A 19,115-nucleotide genomic window follows, 5' to 3' on the forward strand; every position below is an offset into this window, starting at 1 on the left:
ATGATTGAATGGATTATCCGTCGCTCGGTAGCTAATCGTTTTCTGGTGATGATGGGGGCGTTATTTCTCAGCATCTGGGGAACGTGGACCATCATCAACACGCCCGTGGATGCTTTGCCGGATCTCTCTGATGTTCAGGTGATCATCAAAACCAGCTACCCCGGCCAGGCCCCGCAAATTGTTGAAAACCAGGTTACATACCCACTGACCACCACCATGCTGTCAGTGCCGGGGGCTAAAACAGTCCGTGGCTTTTCGCAGTTTGGCGACTCCTACGTATATGTCATTTTTGAAGATGGCACTGATCCTTACTGGGCGCGCTCCCGCGTCCTGGAATATCTCAACCAGGTGCAGGGGAAATTGCCTGCGGGAGTCAGTGCGGAAATGGGACCGGATGCCACGGGTGTTGGCTGGATATTTGAATATGCATTGGTGGATCGCAGCGGAAAACACGATCTGGCCGAATTACGTTCTCTTCAGGACTGGTTTTTAAAGTATGAACTGAAAACCATCCCTAACGTGGCGGAAGTCGCCTCGGTTGGGGGAGTGGTCAAAGAGTATCAGGTCGTTATTGACCCAATGAAGCTGACGCAATATGGCATCAGCTTGTCTGAAGTGAAGTCTGCGCTGGATGCGTCTAACCAGGAAGCGGGCGGTTCTTCCGTGGAGATGGCGGAAGCGGAATACATGGTTCGGGCCAGCGGGTATCTGCAAACACTCGATGATTTCAATAACATTGTACTGAAGTCAGGGGCAGACGGCGTGCCGGTTTACCTGCGTGATGTTGCGCGCGTACAAATCGGACCGGAAATGCGTCGTGGGATCGCTGAGCTGAACGGTGAAGGCGAAGTAGCTGGCGGAGTCGTCATTCTGCGTTCAGGTAAAAATGCGCGTGAGGTGATCTCTGCCGTTAAAACCAAACTTGAAACGCTAAAAAGCAGCCTGCCGGAAGGCGTTGAGGTAGTTACAACATACGATCGCAGTCAGCTAATTGATCGTGCGATTGATAACCTGAGCTACAAGCTTCTGGAAGAGTTTATCGTCGTGGCGCTGGTTTGTGCTCTGTTCTTGTGGCATATCCGCTCGGCACTGGTCGCGATTATTTCTCTCCCGCTGGGCCTGTGTATTGCATTTATCGTGATGCATTTTCAGGGACTGAACGCCAATATTATGTCGCTTGGTGGGATTGCCATCGCGGTTGGCGCGATGGTTGATGCCGCGATCGTGATGATTGAGAACGCGCATAAGCGGTTGGAAGAGTGGGAACATCAGCATCCGGGTGAAAAGCTGGATAACGTAACACGCTGGCAGGTGATCACTAACGCCTCGGTAGAAGTTGGTCCGGCGCTGTTTATTAGCTTACTGATTATTACTCTGTCGTTTATTCCCATTTTCACCCTTGAGGGGCAGGAGGGACGGCTCTTTGGGCCGCTGGCGTTTACCAAAACCTATGCCATGGCGGGGGCGGCGTTTCTGGCAATCGTGGTGATCCCGATCCTGATGGGGTTCTGGATCCGCGGCAAAATTCCGGCGGAAAGTAGTAATCCGCTCAACCGTTTCTTGATTCGTATTTACCATCCGCTACTGCTGAAAGTACTGCACTGGCCGAAGACCACCCTGCTGGTGGCGGTGCTGTCGATTCTTACGGTTATCTGGCCGATTAATAAAGTCGGTGGCGAGTTCCTACCGCAGATTAATGAAGGTGACCTGCTGTATATGCCATCAACACTGCCGGGGATTTCGGCGGCGCAAGCGGCGGACATGTTGCAAAAAACCGACAAGCTGATCATGACAGTTCCGGAAGTGGCGCGCGTGTTTGGTAAGACCGGCAAGGCTGAAACGGCAACTGACTCCGCGCCGCTGGAGATGGTCGAAACTACGATCCAACTGAAGCCACAGGATCAGTGGCGTCCGGGGATGACGATGGACAAAATCATCGAGGAGCTGGACAAAACCGTACGCTTGCCTGGGTTGGCAAATCTGTGGGTGCCGCCGATTCGTAACCGTATCGATATGCTTTCCACAGGGATCAAAAGCCCAATCGGTATTAAGGTGTCGGGGACCGTGTTGTCAGATATTGACGCCACGGCTGAGCAAATCGAAGAAGTGGCCAGAACCGTACCAGGTGTGGCTTCGGCACTGGCGGAGCGACTGGAAGGTGGTCGCTATCTCAGTGTGGATATTCACCGTGAGAAGGCCGCGCGCTATGGCATGACCGTAGGTGATGTGCAGCTGTTTATTACCTCGGCAGTGGGGGGCGCCATGGTGGGGGAAACGGTTGAAGGGATTGCACGCTATCCGATCAATCTGCGCTATCCGCAAAGCTTCCGCGATAGCCCTGAAACGTTGCGTCAACTGCCGATTTTGACTCCAATGAAACAGCAGATCACGTTGGCTGATGTGGCGGATGTGAAGGTCGTTTCCGGACCGTCGATGCTGAAAACCGAGAATGCACGGCCCACCAGTTGGATCTATATCGACGCACGCGATCGCGACATGGTCTCGGTGGTTAACGATCTAAAAAAAGCGATCGCCGAAAATGTACAGTTAAAGCCGGGGACCAGCGTGGCGTTCTCCGGTCAGTTTGAGCTTTTAGAGCGAGCCAGCCATAAGCTAAAACTGATGGTACCGATGACGCTAATGATTATTTTCGTGCTGCTTTATCTGGCATTCCGTCGCGTTGGAGAGGCGCTGCTGATTATTACCAGCGTGCCATTTGCGCTGGTGGGGGGGATCTGGTTCCTCTACTGGATGGGGTTCCATCTGTCGGTAGCGACCGGAACCGGATTCATCGCACTGGCGGGAGTAGCCGCTGAGTTTGGCGTAGTGATGTTGATGTACCTGCGTCACGCCATAGAAGCCGAACCGGCTCTGGAAAATCCACAAACTTTTACAGCGGATAAGCTGGATGAAGCGCTCTACCACGGGGCAGTACTTCGTGTTCGTCCCAAGGCGATGACCGTGGCGGTGATTATTGCCGGTTTATTGCCAATATTGTGGGGAACAGGGGCCGGGTCGGAAGTCATGAGTCGTATTGCCGCGCCGATGATTGGCGGCATGATAACCGCGCCGCTATTGTCGCTGTTTATCATTCCTGCGGCGTATAAACTGATGTGGCTACATCGACATCGCTCTCAGAAATAGCGTCCTGAAAGCGCGTGCTTCTGACCGGGGCGCGCGCTATGACTCCAGCGCTTTTACCCGTTTTCGGTATTCTCCCGGCGTGCAACCGAATTGTCGGAGAAAGACTTTGTGAAACGATGACTCGCTGGCATAGCCTACCGATTCGGCAATGACAATCAGTGGCTGAGAGCCACGTGACAACATCTGAGCGGCGAATTGCAGACGTAATGTGGTTAATACCGCGAGTGGCGTAGAGTTTGAGACCTCGCGGAATAACTGCGCGAAACTAGCCCGCGACATATGCGCGCGTTGTGCCAGTTCTTCCACAGTCCAGGGATGCGCGGGCGATTCCAGCATCAGGAAAACCACGCCCCCCAGTCTGGGGTGCAACAACAAACTTAGTACGTTCTTTGCGGGCGTAGCCTGTGTCAGCCATTGCCGAACGGCGAGTGTGAACAGCGTTGCGCACTGCTGACTGCATACCACATCCGATCCCGGCAGGTCGGTTGAGGATTCTTCCTGAAGTAGCACAATCATCGCCCTGAGCCAGTGGCCGACGTGGCTATTTTCATCCGGTGCCAGTATTAGTGCTTCCGGCAGCGTGGTTAAAAAATAACGAGAGGAGGGCGGTAGCCGTAAACTGCCGCAGACGATATGCGTTTGTTCCTCACCAGACTGGCAAAGCCGATGCGCTGAGTTTTGCGCAAGGATCACAATCGAACCAGCACGAAGCGTAAACGAGGTTCCATCAGGCATGTCCAGTTGGGCAGCCCCCTGGGTCACGGTGTGCCAGCGGATAACTGACAATTCGCCCGCAGCGTGTGGCAATTGCCAGTCTCTGCTGAGCAGGCAATTTTTATCAATAGATCCCTGCGGGTCGTTAAGCATCAGTAATCGGCTAAGGGTATCCATAAAGACTCCTGAACAATTTTTATTGTTGGGGGATGGCAGCACTAATAACATACTTTTATATTAAATTATTAATGTCAAATAGTTAGTGTATTTTCAATATATCGACTGAGTAAGTTATTTATTGCTGTTTAGACGATTGGACAAAAACAATCGCGTTATGGATAGGCTTTTCTGGCATATCGCTCCGTATACTTTGGATTAACAAATGAACAGTGACTTTGCGGAGAGACGGCATGAATCAATACCAGGCAATCATTATTGGTTTTGGTAAAGCGGGTAAGACGCTGGCGGCGGCCCTGGCACAAAAGGGCTGGCAGGTGGCTATCATCGAGCAGTCCAATACTATGTACGGTGGAACATGTATCAATATCGGCTGCATTCCAACCAAAACCCTGGTGCATGATGCTGAATTGCAGCATGACTTTGCCGCAGCGATGCAGCGTAAAGCCTCTGTTGTGAGCTTCTTGCGTGATAAAAACTTCCATAATCTCGCTGATCTGGACAATGTGGATGTGATTGAAGGGCGCGCTGAGTTTATCGACAACCATACCGTGCGGGTGATTCAGCCGACCGGAACACTCGAGGTTCGCGGCGAGAAGATCTTTATCAATACTGGCGCGCAGTCAATTATTCCTGATATTGCAGGCCTGTCCGACACTCCTGGAGTCTTTGACAGTACCGGGCTGTTGAATCTGACGCAGCGCCCACAGCGTCTTGGTATTTTGGGCGGGGGATATATTGGCCTCGAGTTCGCGTCCATGTTCGCCAACTTTGGCAGCCAGGTAACAATCTTTGAAGCGGCACCGCTGTTTTTACCGCGTGAAGATCGGGATATCGCCGAGGCCATCGCCCAAATTTTGCGTGACCAGGGCGTAGAATTAATTCTCAACGCCAATGTACAGTCGGTATCGTCCCATGACGGCATGGTGCAGCTACAGACGCCGGAAGGTCTCCGAACTGTGGATGCGCTGCTGGTTGCCTCAGGGCGAAAACCCGCGACTGAGCATCTACAGCTAAAGAACGCCGGGGTGGATGTGAACGAGCGCGGTGGGATTATTGTGAACAAATATCTGCGGACTTCTGCAGATAACATCTGGGCGATGGGTGATGTAACCGGTGGTTTGCAATTTACCTATGTTTCACTGGATGATTTCCGCATTGTCCGCGACAGCTTATTTGGCGAAGGTTTACGCAATTCAGGCGATCGCCAGAATGTGCCGTATTCCGTTTTTATGACGCCGCCGCTCTCTCGTGTAGGGATGAGTGAAGAACAGGCTCGTGCCAGCGGGGCAACGGTCCAGGTGGTAACGTTACCTGTCGCGGCAATCCCACGAGCGCGGGTGATGGATGATACACGCGGCGTCCTCAAAGCCGTGATTGATGTAAACACTCAACGTATATTGGGAGTATCACTACTGTGTGCGGACTCTCATGAGATGATTAATATCGTCAAAACCGTTATGGATGCAGGGTTACCTTATACCGTATTGCGTGATCAAATATTTACGCACCCGACGATGAGTGAATCACTCAACGATCTTTTTTCTCTCATAAAGTCATAAATCCAGGGATCTGCCTTAAGGGGGATTTTGCATTCAGCCCGGACAGAAATTAATCAGTAGTACTTATTTTCTAACGTTATACCCTCTGTAAGATAGTATGCCATTATAGTTTAATACGGTAATTACCGGGGTCAGCTTAATGCTGGCCTTTTTTAACTTAAGTTAAATTTATTTACACGCCTGCAATATTAATCATTCGCTTTATTAAAATAATCCATCATGATTATTTCATTTGCTAATGATATAACGCCGTAAGCATCCATTTTCCTGTCAGCGATTAAACCATAGCTGGCGCTCAGCTTAGTCGTTCCGCCTTGCCCACCCATTGTTATCTATTATACCCGGCTAAATTTACGTTATTTTTATCTCTAAATGGAATTATAGATTTGTTTCTTATTCTTTTTTGTTATTATTGATGCGCAACTTCACATGGTTTTAGGCCTGGCTTCAGCTAGAATTAATTCTCATCAAACGTTTTTACATATCAATGTAAGATTAAAGATAGTTAAAAACTTAAGTTCGCATCAACAGTTTGACATGGAATCCACTAAGGTTATTAAGCACCAGGGGTGGATGCTGATCTCGTGTTTTGTCGGTAATCGAGACTGAGACCGAGACATATCTTAAATATGGAAATAAGGGTTTTTGTATGAGTTTTGGATTAGCCAAGGAAAACAAGTTTGAAATCATCGCCATCCTTCGTGAGGAGTTGCACAAGAAGACGAAGCTGGAAGTCTTATGTGAAAACAGCAGTGTTATCACGCAGTTAGAAAAGATTGATTTTGAACACTTTATGATTTCCTGGCACGAAGACATCATCCCTGAAAAGGTCCAATACTTTATCCTGCACAGCGATAGCGGGATTATCAAATTCAGCGCCAGACTCGAAAAGAGTCCGACAGCAGGTGCGGAGGCAGGATTATCTTATGCCATCCCGGATATGATTTTCTTTGCCCAGCAGCGACAGAATCAGCGGTTCTCTTTTTTGAAGGGCTATGATTTTTTCTGTTTTGGTCGTTACAAAAACGGAGAAAACTACTCATTTAAGATAAAAAACATCTCACAGGGCGGTTGCGCATTAATTGTTAAAGATGTGAATGCACGTTTTCTTTATAAAGATGCAGTGATTAAAGGTGCCTCTCTGGATTTTGATACGTTTGGAAATTTACAGCTTGATTTAAAAGTTATTGATGTCGTCATGATCAACGAATTTGATGAGGATAATCAATTGTATTCCTGCTATCAGATTTCATGCGGGTTTGATTTCAGGAACCGTCGTGAAGAGGCAGAAGTTGAGAAAATAATCATCAAATTTTTAATGAGTAACAAGATCAGAAGTTTATAAGGAATGGTGAACAGGATGTTGATGTGTGGCAGTGATAATTTTGTAGGCAACGGTATGTTCGCCTATCTGACAAGCAAACATGTACCGATCAAAACCTACCAGTTTGAGGACATGTTGCATCAATCATCATTGGGCCAGCATCAAACCATGGTTTTTAATATCATTAACAATGAACAGCCATGTTCCGCAATTGTGCAGTATTTGAATAAAAACAGATTTAAATTTTATAATAACGTTATCGTGATTGTTGCCGATAGTTTGGTGGCGAAATTATGTGTTGAGTTATTATATATTGAGAAAGTGATTGTCTTGACTGAAAAGTCTTCATTGCGTGATTTTTCTCAATTAGCCACGTTAGCAGTAGGGAAATGGAATCCCCGACTGTATCGTTCGCAAAAAAGATTAACCGAAAGAGAGCAGCAGATTCTGAATCTGCTGGTAAATGGTTATACAGCCAGAGAAATTTCGGAGTTAGTTAGCCTGAATTATAAAACTATTCAGGCTCACAAGATGAAGGCCGTCACCAAACTGGGGCTGAGCAATACATCTGATTTGAACAAGTTGATTGTCAGGTTTACACATAGTTTGTCTTTTTTACCCTAACCTATCCGTTCTTTTCTGATATCACACGCATAAAAGTAGATACAACCTGGGAGTGACTTTAACTGGTTTTTAATTTATATGGTTACAAAGGGGGAAGGGGGGATGTTAAATTCCAGTGAGCTGCTAAATGCGCTTGAAAAGGCGGTGAATACCACTCAGCTTTATATGGTTTATCAGCCTATATTTGACTTGCCCACCCAGAAAATTAGCGGGTTTGAAGCACTTATGCGTTGGAATAGTCCGCAAATGGGCATGATTTCTCCCGATGTTTTTATTACGCTACTGGAAGACCGCGGCAATATATTTTCAATTGAAGATATGGTTACCAATCCTCCGTGGGACGTTGCAGCAGCCTGGCCCGATCCCCTTTCGTTATCAGTAAATATTTCCGCACTTGAGTTCTGCGATCCCCTTTTACCCCAACGTATCAGGCAAAACCTTGCTGCTTGCGGACTCCCGGCCCGCCGATGCCAAATAGAGGTCACGGAAACCTCACCTTTGCGTGACTGCCATATAGCAGCTAAAAATATGACAGAGTTGAAATCGATAGGGGTGAAGTTAGCTCTGGATGATTTTGGCACCGGGCATGCTAATCTTAATTACCTGTTGAAATATCCTTTTGATACCTTAAAAATTGATAAAGAATTTGTCGCAGGAATTGAACCGGACACCCGATCAACAAAGATCGTCGAAGGTATTATTTCATTAGCACACAATTTTGGTATTGAGGTGCTGGCGGAAGGGGTGGAAACTCCCTCGCAGTTAGAACGTTTGAAGCATATTGGCTGTGATAAAATTCAAGGTTTTCTTATTTCTCCTCCGGTAATGGCCGAAGAGATCCCCGCACTGTTAACGCAAAATAACCGTTAACCTGTCAATGTCTCATTACCCCCTGATTTTCACCGGATGGCGGCGCTGACGCTTTATCCGGCCTGCTCGCAACATTCGTTTTAACTTCCCGCTCCATACCTGTAGAACTGATAGTCAGCGGGCATAAAAAGCCTCCTGTGAAAACAGGAGGCTGGCTAAGTTTATGCTGGGTTAGAACGATTTCTTAAAGCCAATCGATGCATTCACCGGGGCTTCAACCTGCGACTTATTGCTGCCATTGCTGAATTGGGTTCCCAGTTCACCGTAGACCTGCAAATTCCTGTCGATAGACCAGCTCAGGCCGGCTGCAACTTCAGTACTGGAGTACTGCTGTGATGATTCCAGCGTAGTGGTTGCGACCGCGTTGCTAAAGTGCGTTTTGTCTTTTGAACCCAGACCCTGCCAGACGTTTACCCGGCCATAAGGCTGGAATTTGCCATGGTTGGTATCGTAGTCGGCGACCAGGCGCACACCCAGACGAGCGGTAAATGAATCTGCGGTATCCAGATTAACCTTCGTTTTGGTTTCGCCATCCAGCGTACTGTTGTCGAAGTCGCTGTATTGGTAGATCAACTGCGCCTGCGGTTCAAGACTCCAGGCACTGGCGCCTAAACGGAATGATTTACCCACTTCCGTCGAAGCCGTCAGGGTATTGCCTCTCACGCTATATGAACCATTATTACCTGATGCGGACAGACGGGATTTATGGTTACCGTACTGCAGGACGTTATCGACGTACATACCATCGTCAGAGAACCAGGTAGCATAACCGCCGACGTAAAATGCGTTGTCGTCGATATTGCCGCCTTTACCATTGCTCCCCGTTTTCGTCCCTTGAACGTTACTGTCAATGTCGAGAACGCTGGCATACATACCGGCTTTCCAGCTTTCAGTGGCATACATATCGACGCCGACCTGGATACCCGTGGTATGTGAACTGGTTTGCGTACCTGCCGCATCATCCAGTTTGGTTTTACCGGAGTAACCGATCATTCTGGCCCAGGCGCGGTTGTCTTCATCAATACCCGGTTTAACATCATCCCCCATTCGCTGGTGCATGTTACCCAACAGGCTGATGTCTCCCTGACGAACGACGCTGGCGAGGCCGGAGTACAGCATTGTTTCCGGACGGTATTCGCTTCTCAGATACCAGTTTTCTCCTTGGCCTTGTGTGTTCCCGGCATGCAACTGGTACTCAAAGGCGCCCGCAGCCATGTGCGCGCTGGCCAGATGGAATGCATCCTGTGAGGTTTGCGCCGTGGTAGTTGCACCATTGATCGCGGTAACCACTTCGATACCATCACCAACTGTCGGAGCGCCCAGACCGGAACCGTCAACATCCAGCAGGGTACTGCCGCTGGCCTGACCGCCATCGATAATCAAGCGATCCGCAATGCCTGTTCCGCTGGTGTTCTGCGCTGCAGCAATTTGCAACGTACCATTTTCACCACGGTAATCCCCTTTGACAGTTATGGTTGAACCGACCTGTTGACCACGGAGCGATACATCACCGCCGTTATCCAGTCCTGCCACCGTCTGGTTGTAACCCTGCGTATTCAGCGCGGTATCTGTAGCAACATAGTGGTGTGATGCTGCGCTCAGGGTATCGGTATTACCTGCCTCGAGTACGCCGTTGGCAATCAGGGTCGCTCCGCTGTAGGTATTGGAACCTTGCAGAACAGTGGTGCCGCTGCCTGTTTGATACAACTGGCCTTCGCCGCTGATATTACTGGTTAATGCCAGCGTATCGGCACGATCGATATTGAGAATGCCGTTATCAACGATATCCCCCTGTACGCTGCCGATATTACCGCCGTTACCCAGTTGCAACACGCCCTGCTCGATAGTCGTACCGCCGGTGTAGGTATTGTCCAGCGTCAGTGTCAGTATGCCTTTACCGGTTTTGGTCAATTGACCGGAACCTTCGACTTCCGTCAGCAGAGAAACATCATACCCATTTGTGTCGAATGTCCCGCCGCCGGATTCCAGAGTGACCTGACGCGCGGTATCAAATGCGTCGCCATATTTCAGCGTACCGCCATTGAAGGTGATCCCGGTATCTGCCGCCCCGAGGTTGGTATCACCAGCCACTTGTAACGTACCAGACGTAATGGTGGTTCCACCGCTGTAGGTATTGTCACCGGTGAGGATCAGCGTTCCGAGATCACCTTTGTTCAAACCACCGGTTCCGCGAATCACACTGTCGATGGTCGCGGTGTAGTTGATACCGTCTACAGTACCATCGCCGACGCGAATCAACGTATCGGCCGTATCGGTAGTGATGGCTTCACCACCTACGCGATAGCCATCGGTAGCGAATTGCGCACCGCTGATGATCACGTCGCCTTTGCTGTTATCAACGGTAACGTTGCCTGCTTCCCCCTGGAAGACAGCAAATGCGGCATCGGTAAACGGTGCGTTTAATGCGCCTTCTGGTGTGGACTCATCGGTTGTCCAGTTGTCGTTGCCCTGGCTGGATTGCCAGATACCGTCACCACCGTTGATGACGCCGTTGTTTTTCAGTTCGCCATTCTCACCGCCGGTGCCGTCCCAGAAGCGCAGTGTCAGTCCTGCATGGTTGACCAGGTTGACCTGATTTTTCACCGAGGTTTGTACATACAGGCTGTCTGCAGCTTCCGGCGCGTTAGCAATGTCCATCACGTTGTTGGTTAACGTACCGGTGTAGTTAATGACGCGATAGACACCAACGTCGAAACTTCCGCCTGGCGATGTCTCAATGTTGAGTTTACCGTCAAGCGTCAGATCACCGTTCACATCAATCAGGTCGTTGAAGGCCCCGCCTGGGGTATAAGCCTGACCAAACTGATAATCCAGTTGGGCGTTATCACTGAGCGTCAGAGAGCCAGTCGTTAGTTTACCCACGCTGTTGATCGCTGCACCGGCGGTAATATGGGCGTTATCCAGCACATCGACTGCACCGCCGATAATACCGTTACCACCGAGCGTAGCCCCGGATTTCACGGTGACCTGACCTGTTGCGGCGGACTGATTACCGTTCACCAGCAGCACGCCCTGATTGACATCCGTGGTGCCGGTATAGGTGTTGTCGCCTTCCAGCGTTAACGTGCCGGTACCGATTTTCACCAGGTTGCCATCATTCCCGCTGATGACACCACTGATAGTGTCATCAAAGTTCAGATTGCCCAGAGACAGGGATTTATTACCCAGCTCAACGTTACCTGCGCCAGACAGCGAACCGATAGACGTTGCGCTGTTTACCGCGCTGATGTCGACCATACCGCCAGCCTGGTTTTTGACGACAGCGTTTTCTGCCATCGCCAGGTCAGCAAAGGTCATCAATCCGCTGTTGGTCACATCGGCACTGCCGCCGCTGGTGTTGTCTTCCAGCGCCAGCGTACTGTCTTTCCCGACGTTAACCGTTGCGTCACCTGCAGTGGAATCCTGAGTTAATACTGCTTTCGCTTTGCCGGTCAGATTCAGCTTCGCGCTCGCGGCTGTCACATTGTCAGCCAGGGTTAGCAGGCTGTCGGCAATGTTCATGGTGAGCGATTGCAGACTGGTATCCGTCCCGCTAACGTTAACTGTCGCGCCTTTATTAACGGTAACTGTGCTGCTGTCATTGCTACCAAATGCGCCGGTTTTGCTTACGTTGACGGTAACATTGTTAGCATTGCCCGTACCTGCGACCTCGGTTTCCCCTTTGTAGCTGTTTGCTCTGTCGAGCGTCAGGGTACTGCCCGCATCGCTTGTACTGCTGGTGATTTTCAGTTTGCCATCACCGGTGATATCTCCGGTTGGGGTGAAGTGATGTGAGTTCAGGTCAAACACTTCTGCATCGGTATTCGCACCCAGCGTGATGGTACGATCGGTGCTTAGATCCGCGCCTAATTGCAATGTCGAAGCGTTGTTGATCTCCAGACCTGTGCCGCTTTGTCCGAGGTTATTGTCAGAAGAAATTTGCAGCGTACCGCCATCAATTCGTGTACCGCCACGATACTCGTTGTCGCCGCTCAGGATCAGACGACCAAGGTCCGTTTTCACCAGTGTTAGCTTATCGCTAGTGCTGGCTTCACGGATGATGGATTCTATGGTGGCGGTGTAATTTTGCCCCGCGCCGCCGGCCCCTACGCGCAGCAGCAGTTCACCAGTCCCGGGTGTTTGACCCGCATGCGTCGCATTTTCTGTGGTGGCATAGGCGTTGAGCGCATCGCCTTTGACGACATAGCCATCAGCGTCAAACTGCGCCCCGGAGAAGTTGACTTCACCCGCAGCTTTATCAACGGTTACCGTACCGGCATTGCCCGTGAACACGGCGAAAGATTTTTGTGCCCATGGTGCGTTGCCTTCGCCGGTTGCCGTCGTCCAGTTGTTATCACCCTGGTTGCCGATCGCCATCCATTTACCATCGCCACCGTCAATTTTGCTGTCGCCTTCGATACCCGTTGCGCCGTGGCTTTGGCTGACGGTCGCACCGTCCCAGAATTGCAGGGTGACGCCATTGGCGTTAACCAGGTTTACCTGTTTATCGATAGAGGTCTGGACAAAAACGTTGCTCTTATCCTGACTGTCCGGGATCGCGCCCAGATCCAGCCCCTGGTTATCTAGCGTGCCGCCGTAATTATAAATACGGTATACACCCGGTCCGAAATTACCGCCCTGCGAAGTGGTGACATCCAGCGTACCGTCAAGTTGCAGATCGCCCGTAACGTTAATCAGGTCGTTCAGTTTGCCGCCAGGCGTGTAGGCCTGACCCAGCTCGAAGGCGGAGGTTGTTTTGTTGCCGAGTTGCAAACTGCCGTTAATGGATAACGTGCCTGCGCCACCGTCACCGGCGCTGATTGTCGAGGCATCGTTCATCACCACGTGACCGCCGATCACACCGTTACCACCCAGTGTGGCAGCGTTGCTGACAGTGGTTATGCCAGTAGCAGCACTCTGGTTACCATTAACCAACAGAGCCCCGCTCGTGACGGTAGTATCACCTTTATAGGCATTGTTCCCGCCCAGACGCGTAGTCCCGCCACCGATTTGCTGCAGCGCGCCAATACCGGAAATGATGCCGTTAAGCAGCACGTTATTGGCACGATTAATGGTGAGTATGCCGTTGTCGAGAATATTCGACACTGCGCTGACTTCCCCGGTATTCCCGCCTGAACCTAACTGCAGCGTGCCACTCTGATCAATGGTGGTGGATCCGGTATAGGTGTTGTTGGCGGTGAAGATCGTAGTGCCGCCCGCCGCACGTTCAAAATTCCCGCTGCCGCTGATGATGCCGTTATAGATTTGAGCCTGGTTATTGTCGCCCGTTGTATCAAAGATGACTTTGCTGGCAGCGTTGTTAGTAGTGATGTTGTAATCGCCAATGGTGGCGGCATTACTGCTGGACTCACCGTGGTCGCCAGTGCGCAGCGTTGCCCCGTTATTAACGGCGATCGTTTCGCTCGCCAGTGTCAGACGATCCACGATGCGCATATCGGCCTGAGAGCCGGTAAGCGTGAGTGAGTCCCAACCGGTACCGATATTCGTGCCTGTGCCCAGATTATCGCTGCCCAGGCTGCCAATTTTGGCACCCGTGCCATGCGTATCTGTAAAGGTGAGGGCGTTACCTGCACCTGCTGCGGTGATGATATGGCGCGTATTGCCCAGCTCGACGTTACCGATATTGGCTTTATTGCTTCCACTGGTTCCAGCGAAATTCATCTCACCTGCAAAGGTGCCTTTCGACCAGTTAACGGTATCCGTGCCAGCTCCGGTATTGATGACACCTACCGTTTCAACGCCGTTGATATTGATGGTGTCATTGCCGTTACCGGACTGAATTGCCACGGCTGTGTCGCTGGCGGCGCGGATAGTTCCCGTATTGGTAATGGTTTTACCGTTAGCGCCACTGGCATCAATCACCGGACCATTGACGCTATTAGAGATGATTTTCCCGTTGTTGGTCAGAGAGTTAACATTTTTCGCGATAACGGCTGAATCACCCGTGCTGTCCTGAACGGTAATGTCGGCGCTGGTGGTGACATTACCACTGGTATTGGCGCGGATCCCGCTCCCTGTGGCATTACCTGCTGCGTTATGGACGAGCACGGTGTAACCCGTACCAATATTCAGATCGCCCTTCACAGCGCTACCGTCGCGTTCTTCAAAAGCAAAACCGGTACCGCTGCCGGTGACATTCAGCTTATTGCCCGCACCGTCTTTTACATTCAGCGCAACGCTGGTACGGATACCTGAGCCGTCGTTGGCATTAATGGTGACATCATTGAGCGTAATGTCGCTACTGTTGGCGTCGTTCTGGATCCCCGCGCCAGTGCCCAAGGCACTGATGGAAACCCCTTTGGCTGTCAGAGAGCCTGCACCGGCATCCAGGCGAATACCGTCGGCGGTGCCATTCGTGATGATGGAGTCACCGGCCGCGGCGGTAATGTCCAGTACGGCACCGTTTGTCAGCAGAACGCCAGCGGTACCATCGTCGACCTTGATCTGTCCGAGCCTTTTGATCTGCGCATCAGAGCCGGAGGCGCGTACGCCAATACCGTTACTGACATGTAAAGCGTTGGACGAGTTATTTGTTAAACGTCCGCCCTGTTGCACATCGACACCGATGCTGTCGATACTGTCGAGATCCACCAGTGCTTTCGCGTTGAGAATAATATTCCCCAGATTTTTCGCTACATACGCGATAACCTTGTTCCCGCTGGCTTCGGAGGTGATGCTGGCGTCAGAGATGAGGGTGGTTTCGACAGGGTTGCCCTGGTTGGAGCCGTTTAAATTATGCGCCTGGCCGTCGACGATGCCGGCAGTGGTTTCGACACCGGTCAAATTAATGGTGGTTTTATCGCTGATATTACCACTTGCACCGCCTTCAATCACAATGGCCGATGCGCCTTGACCACCGACGTTGAACGTCGCTTCACCTGTTTGAACGAGGGTATTATTCCCGGTACCCAGTACACCAACAGAATTCTTACCGCTGAGTGTCAGTTTAAGATCGGAAGCCGTGCCGGTTACCGGATCATTGCTGTTACCGGCAAATTTAGCGCCCTCAGCAATACGGAAGATAGTGGTATTGGTCTGGCCATTATCATTCATCTCCGTCTTGCCAATGTTAGCGACCGCATTGGCACCGTACAAATAATAGCCTATCTGATCGGTGCTGTTAAACACAGGGCTACTGTCGTTATTAATATTCGCCGTTGCGCTACCGCGAACGTGAACGCCGATGTCCCCGGTACCATTCAGCGTAATGCCGGAAGAGATATCAGCAACTGCCTGCTTGCTGGAGGAGCCTTCAACCCAAATGGCGTAGTTTCGCTCATTGGTTCCTCCTTCACCGTTCACCGTAATTTGACCGGCCTGGCTGGTGGTCACTTTGGCATCCGTGCTGTCTGCGCGGACATGAATGCCGATATTATTCTTGCCGTTAACATTAATCTCGCCATCATTACGGATAGTTTGACCCGCATTGGCGCCGCTGTTATGTACCGACATCCCGTAGTTTGGTAGCCCGGATGTCTTACCATTAACCGAAATTTTGCCGGAGTTGATGACATTCCCGGCCGCACCAGCAACCAGAATACCTGCAGCATTACGTACGCCTGTACCGAGGGTAATATCTCCCGCGTTAGTCACGGTACCAGTCCCTCGCGCGTGGATGCCGGCGCTAAGGTTTGACCCGCCAGCCATCGCAACATCCTGAGAGGTATTGGAACCATCACGGCCCAGATAAATAGATGCACCAGCGCTGTTAGTGAAGGTTGCGCCATCAGTTACTTCAACGCCGTAGGCTGTGCCTTTCCCGAAAGAGGCACCGTTGGCGTTACCGTCCACAATATTGATGGTTTTGTTGTTAACCCCGGTAGAGTTCCCCGATAATTGCATACCGATGGCCAGCGTAATTGGCGTTGTTACCGTGGTGTTGGTATCCCATGGGTTGGCAGCTGAGGCGGTGCCATAGTTATTCGTCGTGATGGCCTGGTTAATGATGCCATCGTTGGTAACGGTACTGGCCCCTTTGCCCTGCATACCGATAGCGCCGTAGCTATTCAGAGCCTGTCGCCCATCTTTATCGATGAACAAGCCGGAGTTGATGGTACCGGTGTTGGTTGCCGTAGCGTTTTCCGCCAGCATACCAATCGCCAGACTGTGGCCTGTGGAAGTACGTAGTACGTTGAGGGAGCCCTGGTTCGTAATAACGGCACCTTCCGTGCCTTTCATCACGCCATTAATGCTGCCGTCTACCGCCAGTACAGAATCTTGTGTCACAGTGCCTGTTGCGCCCGCGCCATGTGCGTAGACAGCGTGCAGCTCGGTATTACCGATCGTGGCGTTATTAGTATGACCCTCGCCATCAGTCCAGACTTTATAGTCCCAGTCAACCGAGCCGGTTACCGTATCGGACTGTAAAACGCTGGTAATCAACTTCGCATACCAGTCTTCAACATCTTTGAGCGACATGGTGGCGCGATTGGCGTCCAGCATCAGTTGCAGCTGGCTTACCTTGTTCCCTTGTGCATTTAAGACCGTTGTATCACTTTCGCCCAGCAGCCAGTCATTAAGGTCGCCAAGCTCTTCGGTATTGGTGATATCGAACTCCTGGGTACCGGTTTTCACCGCATTCCCTTCGCTGTCGTATCCGTAGGTATCGATCGTCAACACTTTGCCGAACTGGTCCATTGTCTGAGAACCGTTAAAGCTTTTATTCGGGACAACGGGGGCGGCGCCAAATGAGATGTAGTTGTCGGATATCCAGTTAACCTTGCTATCTGCGCCGCTGGCTTCGAGTAACGAGCTGTTTTTAGCCAGGAGTTTGATGGTGTTTTCATCATCACGGGCATTTTTCTGATCGTTACCAATGTTCAGATTGGCCGTCGAACCGTTGCTGGCCTGCGCAATGCCAAAGTTGTTATAGATTTTTGAAAGGGCTGCGTCGTAGGTGTTTAACGTAATGCCTTCTAACGGGGTTTCGGTCAGATAGTGAACCAGTTCATCGGTGTTGTAGACCTGCATATCTGCCGGGGTTTGTAATGCAGGGTCAATGACGGTGATTTTGTCATCCTGAGCAGGCGTCGTCGTCGGCTGGTTGTAGTAATACTTTTCCAGTTCTTCAACGGTTGTAATCGGAGTGGTAACGCCCCCAATGGTCGCCGTGAGGGTGATTTTCTTTTGCTCTAGCAACTGCTCAATAGTCGCCGATTCGACAAGGCCGGTTTGGCCTTGCTCAATCTTCGGCAATGCGCCAGTGACGTTTAACACCGCACCGTTAGTGGTGTTCTGGTAGAGGAAGCCATCATTGTGAACGTCGTCATTTGTACCAGGTTGAATGACAATATTATTATAATCGACAGAAATATCATGGTTGCCGATGTCATCCGCCGCTACGAGTGGCGAGGTGCTAATTAAGGCTGTAGCCGCGAGTACCGCGACAGTTTTACGCGAACTGCTTTTTTTCTTACCTTTGGTTAATTCGGAAACGACAACCCAGATACCGAGCGCCGCGTTCCAAATAATGCTGTAAACCTTGTTCATATATAACCCTCGTCTGCATTTCTGTATTGCATGTGTTATTACGTTGAGTTGTTGGCTATGGTTGGCACGCGGGTGTGCTACCGGGTAAATTAATTTTCGGAAATAGAGACCCCTTCCGGGCTATGCGGAATAAAAAAAGAGCCGAAAGTAAGCCTCTTAAAAAATAACCGTTATCAATATCCTTAAATAAGTAAGTTACGACTGGCTATAGTGGGAGATGGTGTACTTTAGCCGGGTATTATGTTTACCGAGTTTTCTGGCGATGTTGCTTTTGTACGCTCCAATAGTTTTTTCGCTTTTTTGTGATGCTCCGGCGATTTGTGTCAGCGACCAGCCTCGGGCAAGCATCATCATTACGTTGAATTCGTTAGCTGTAATTTTATTGTTCAGTTCTTTGATATTGCGTGATTTTTTGTTTTGTGTGATACGAGTTATTGTATGCAGTAGCTGATCAAGGCTGGCGTCTTGATCCAGAAACTGCATGTTCATCCCGCAAACAGTTTGAAATATAGAGAAGGTGACTTCATCTGCCAGAACGATAATTTTCGTGGAGGGATGTAAAGCCATATTGCGGATAATCCGGGCATATTTTAATAAATCTGAATTGCCGGGGTTAATAATGATGCAATCTGTTTCATGAGATAGCTTGTTGACGGCAGAAAGCGTCTGTGAGGAAAAGTACGCGATATCAATTAATAATGATGAGCCACGTAGGATTTCTCGCATGCCTAGCCAGGGGTAAATTGAATCACCCAAAAAAACAGCCTTAGACATAACGATCTCCTTGAAATTTTGGTGCAAGCAATCGCCTCTTTTTTATGCTAAAAAAGAGTTTTTTACGACGCGTGAAGTGTTAATTAAATTTCGTATTCCGTTCTTCGGTTTGAACGCATCCTTATTTATTCGGATTTAACAGATATTCTCTGTATTGATTTAAATAATTAACTATTCTTAAAGTAGATATTACTCTTTGTGAAAATTTAAGATAAATCGTTTATTTCACCTCTGAGCAGATGATTGATAGATTTCGCTTATGAATCGTCGAGGTTTCCTGTCAGCCAGTGTGACAAAGACAGGGGATTCTTAGGGTTATAGATGGCTGTTTTATAAAAATCTTTTTAATTCAATAAGATATGTAGTGTTCTTAATAGATAGGGAAGGGGGTGAGAGAATTCTTAACCAGCGTCAGG

The 19,115-nt window shown here is 50.0% G+C and carries 8 protein-coding genes; 5 read left to right on the forward strand and 3 right to left on the reverse strand.

Going from position 1 to position 19,115, the window contains the following annotated elements; translation table 11 throughout:
• Entirely contained in the window at positions 1-3,144 is a 3,144-nt protein-coding gene (locus OGY01_RS13165; protein WP_286493207.1) for a CusA/CzcA family heavy metal efflux RND transporter, read from the forward strand.
• Between the two features lie 36 nt (positions 3,145-3,180).
• Here OGY01_RS13165 and rclR read toward each other — a convergent pair whose 3' ends face one another.
• On the reverse strand, positions 3,181-4,035 hold the full coding sequence (gene rclR / locus OGY01_RS13170; RefSeq protein WP_048221903.1) for a reactive chlorine-specific transcriptional regulator RclR: 855 nt from the start codon (positions 4,033-4,035) through the stop codon (positions 3,181-3,183).
• 233 nt (positions 4,036-4,268) lie between these two features.
• On the opposite strand from rclR, the gene rclA reads away from it, so the two are divergent.
• The 4 genes from rclA (at position 4,269) to OGY01_RS13190 (ending at position 8,415) form a co-directional block, all read left to right on the forward strand.
• Positions 4,269-5,597, forward strand: coding sequence for a reactive chlorine resistance oxidoreductase RclA (rclA, locus tag OGY01_RS13175; RefSeq protein ID WP_045440881.1), 1,329 nt, complete (start codon positions 4,269-4,271; stop codon positions 5,595-5,597).
• Between the two features lie 649 nt (positions 5,598-6,246).
• Positions 6,247-6,942 carry a flagellar brake protein gene (locus tag OGY01_RS13180; RefSeq protein WP_048221901.1) on the forward strand — a complete coding sequence of 232 codons (696 nt, stop codon included), beginning with the start codon at positions 6,247-6,249 and terminating at the stop codon, positions 6,940-6,942.
• A gap of 21 nt (positions 6,943-6,963) precedes the next feature.
• Positions 6,964-7,545 carry a helix-turn-helix transcriptional regulator gene (locus OGY01_RS13185; RefSeq protein ID WP_190284553.1) on the forward strand — a complete coding sequence of 194 codons (582 nt, stop codon included), beginning with the start codon at positions 6,964-6,966 and terminating at the stop codon, positions 7,543-7,545.
• A gap of 102 nt (positions 7,546-7,647) precedes the next feature.
• A complete protein-coding gene (locus OGY01_RS13190) occupies positions 7,648-8,415 on the forward strand; it encodes a putative bifunctional diguanylate cyclase/phosphodiesterase (RefSeq protein ID WP_045440887.1) in 768 nt (255 codons plus the stop codon).
• A gap of 171 nt (positions 8,416-8,586) precedes the next feature.
• On the opposite strand, the gene OGY01_RS13195 is transcribed toward OGY01_RS13190, so the two are convergent.
• Together OGY01_RS13195 and OGY01_RS13200 are read right to left on the reverse strand one after the other, a co-directional pair.
• A complete protein-coding gene (locus OGY01_RS13195) occupies positions 8,587-17,925 on the reverse strand; it encodes an autotransporter-associated beta strand repeat-containing protein (RefSeq protein WP_286493208.1) in 9,339 nt (3,112 codons plus the stop codon).
• A gap of 195 nt (positions 17,926-18,120) precedes the next feature.
• Positions 18,121-18,699 (reverse strand): helix-turn-helix transcriptional regulator, encoded by a 579-nt coding sequence (locus OGY01_RS13200; RefSeq protein ID WP_048221898.1) that lies wholly within the window; start codon positions 18,697-18,699, stop codon positions 18,121-18,123.
• Positions 18,700-19,115 lie beyond the last annotated feature (416 nt).

The sequence above is a fragment of the Citrobacter sp. Cm038 genome, assembly GCF_030333105.1.
Classification (GTDB): domain Bacteria; phylum Pseudomonadota; class Gammaproteobacteria; order Enterobacterales; family Enterobacteriaceae; genus Citrobacter; species Citrobacter murliniae.

What these genes read in the sequence shown, in the direction of transcription:
- OGY01_RS13180 (WP_048221901.1), top strand. Translation starts at nt 6,247, where the DNA reads ATGAGTTTTGGATTAGCCAAGGAAAACAAGTTTGAAATCATCGCCATC.
- OGY01_RS13195 (WP_286493208.1), bottom strand. Translation starts at nt 17,925, where the DNA reads ATGAACAAGGTTTACAGCATTATTTGGAACGCGGCGCTCGGTATCTGG.
- rclA (WP_045440881.1), top strand. Translation starts at nt 4,269, where the DNA reads ATGAATCAATACCAGGCAATCATTATTGGTTTTGGTAAAGCGGGTAAG.
- OGY01_RS13185 (WP_190284553.1), top strand. Translation starts at nt 6,964, where the DNA reads ATGTGTGGCAGTGATAATTTTGTAGGCAACGGTATGTTCGCCTATCTG.
- OGY01_RS13165 (WP_286493207.1), top strand. Translation starts at nt 1, where the DNA reads ATGATTGAATGGATTATCCGTCGCTCGGTAGCTAATCGTTTTCTGGTG.
- rclR (WP_048221903.1), bottom strand. Translation starts at nt 4,035, where the DNA reads ATGGATACCCTTAGCCGATTACTGATGCTTAACGACCCGCAGGGATCT.
- OGY01_RS13200 (WP_048221898.1), bottom strand. Translation starts at nt 18,699, where the DNA reads ATGTCTAAGGCTGTTTTTTTGGGTGATTCAATTTACCCCTGGCTAGGC.
- OGY01_RS13190 (WP_045440887.1), top strand. Translation starts at nt 7,648, where the DNA reads ATGTTAAATTCCAGTGAGCTGCTAAATGCGCTTGAAAAGGCGGTGAAT.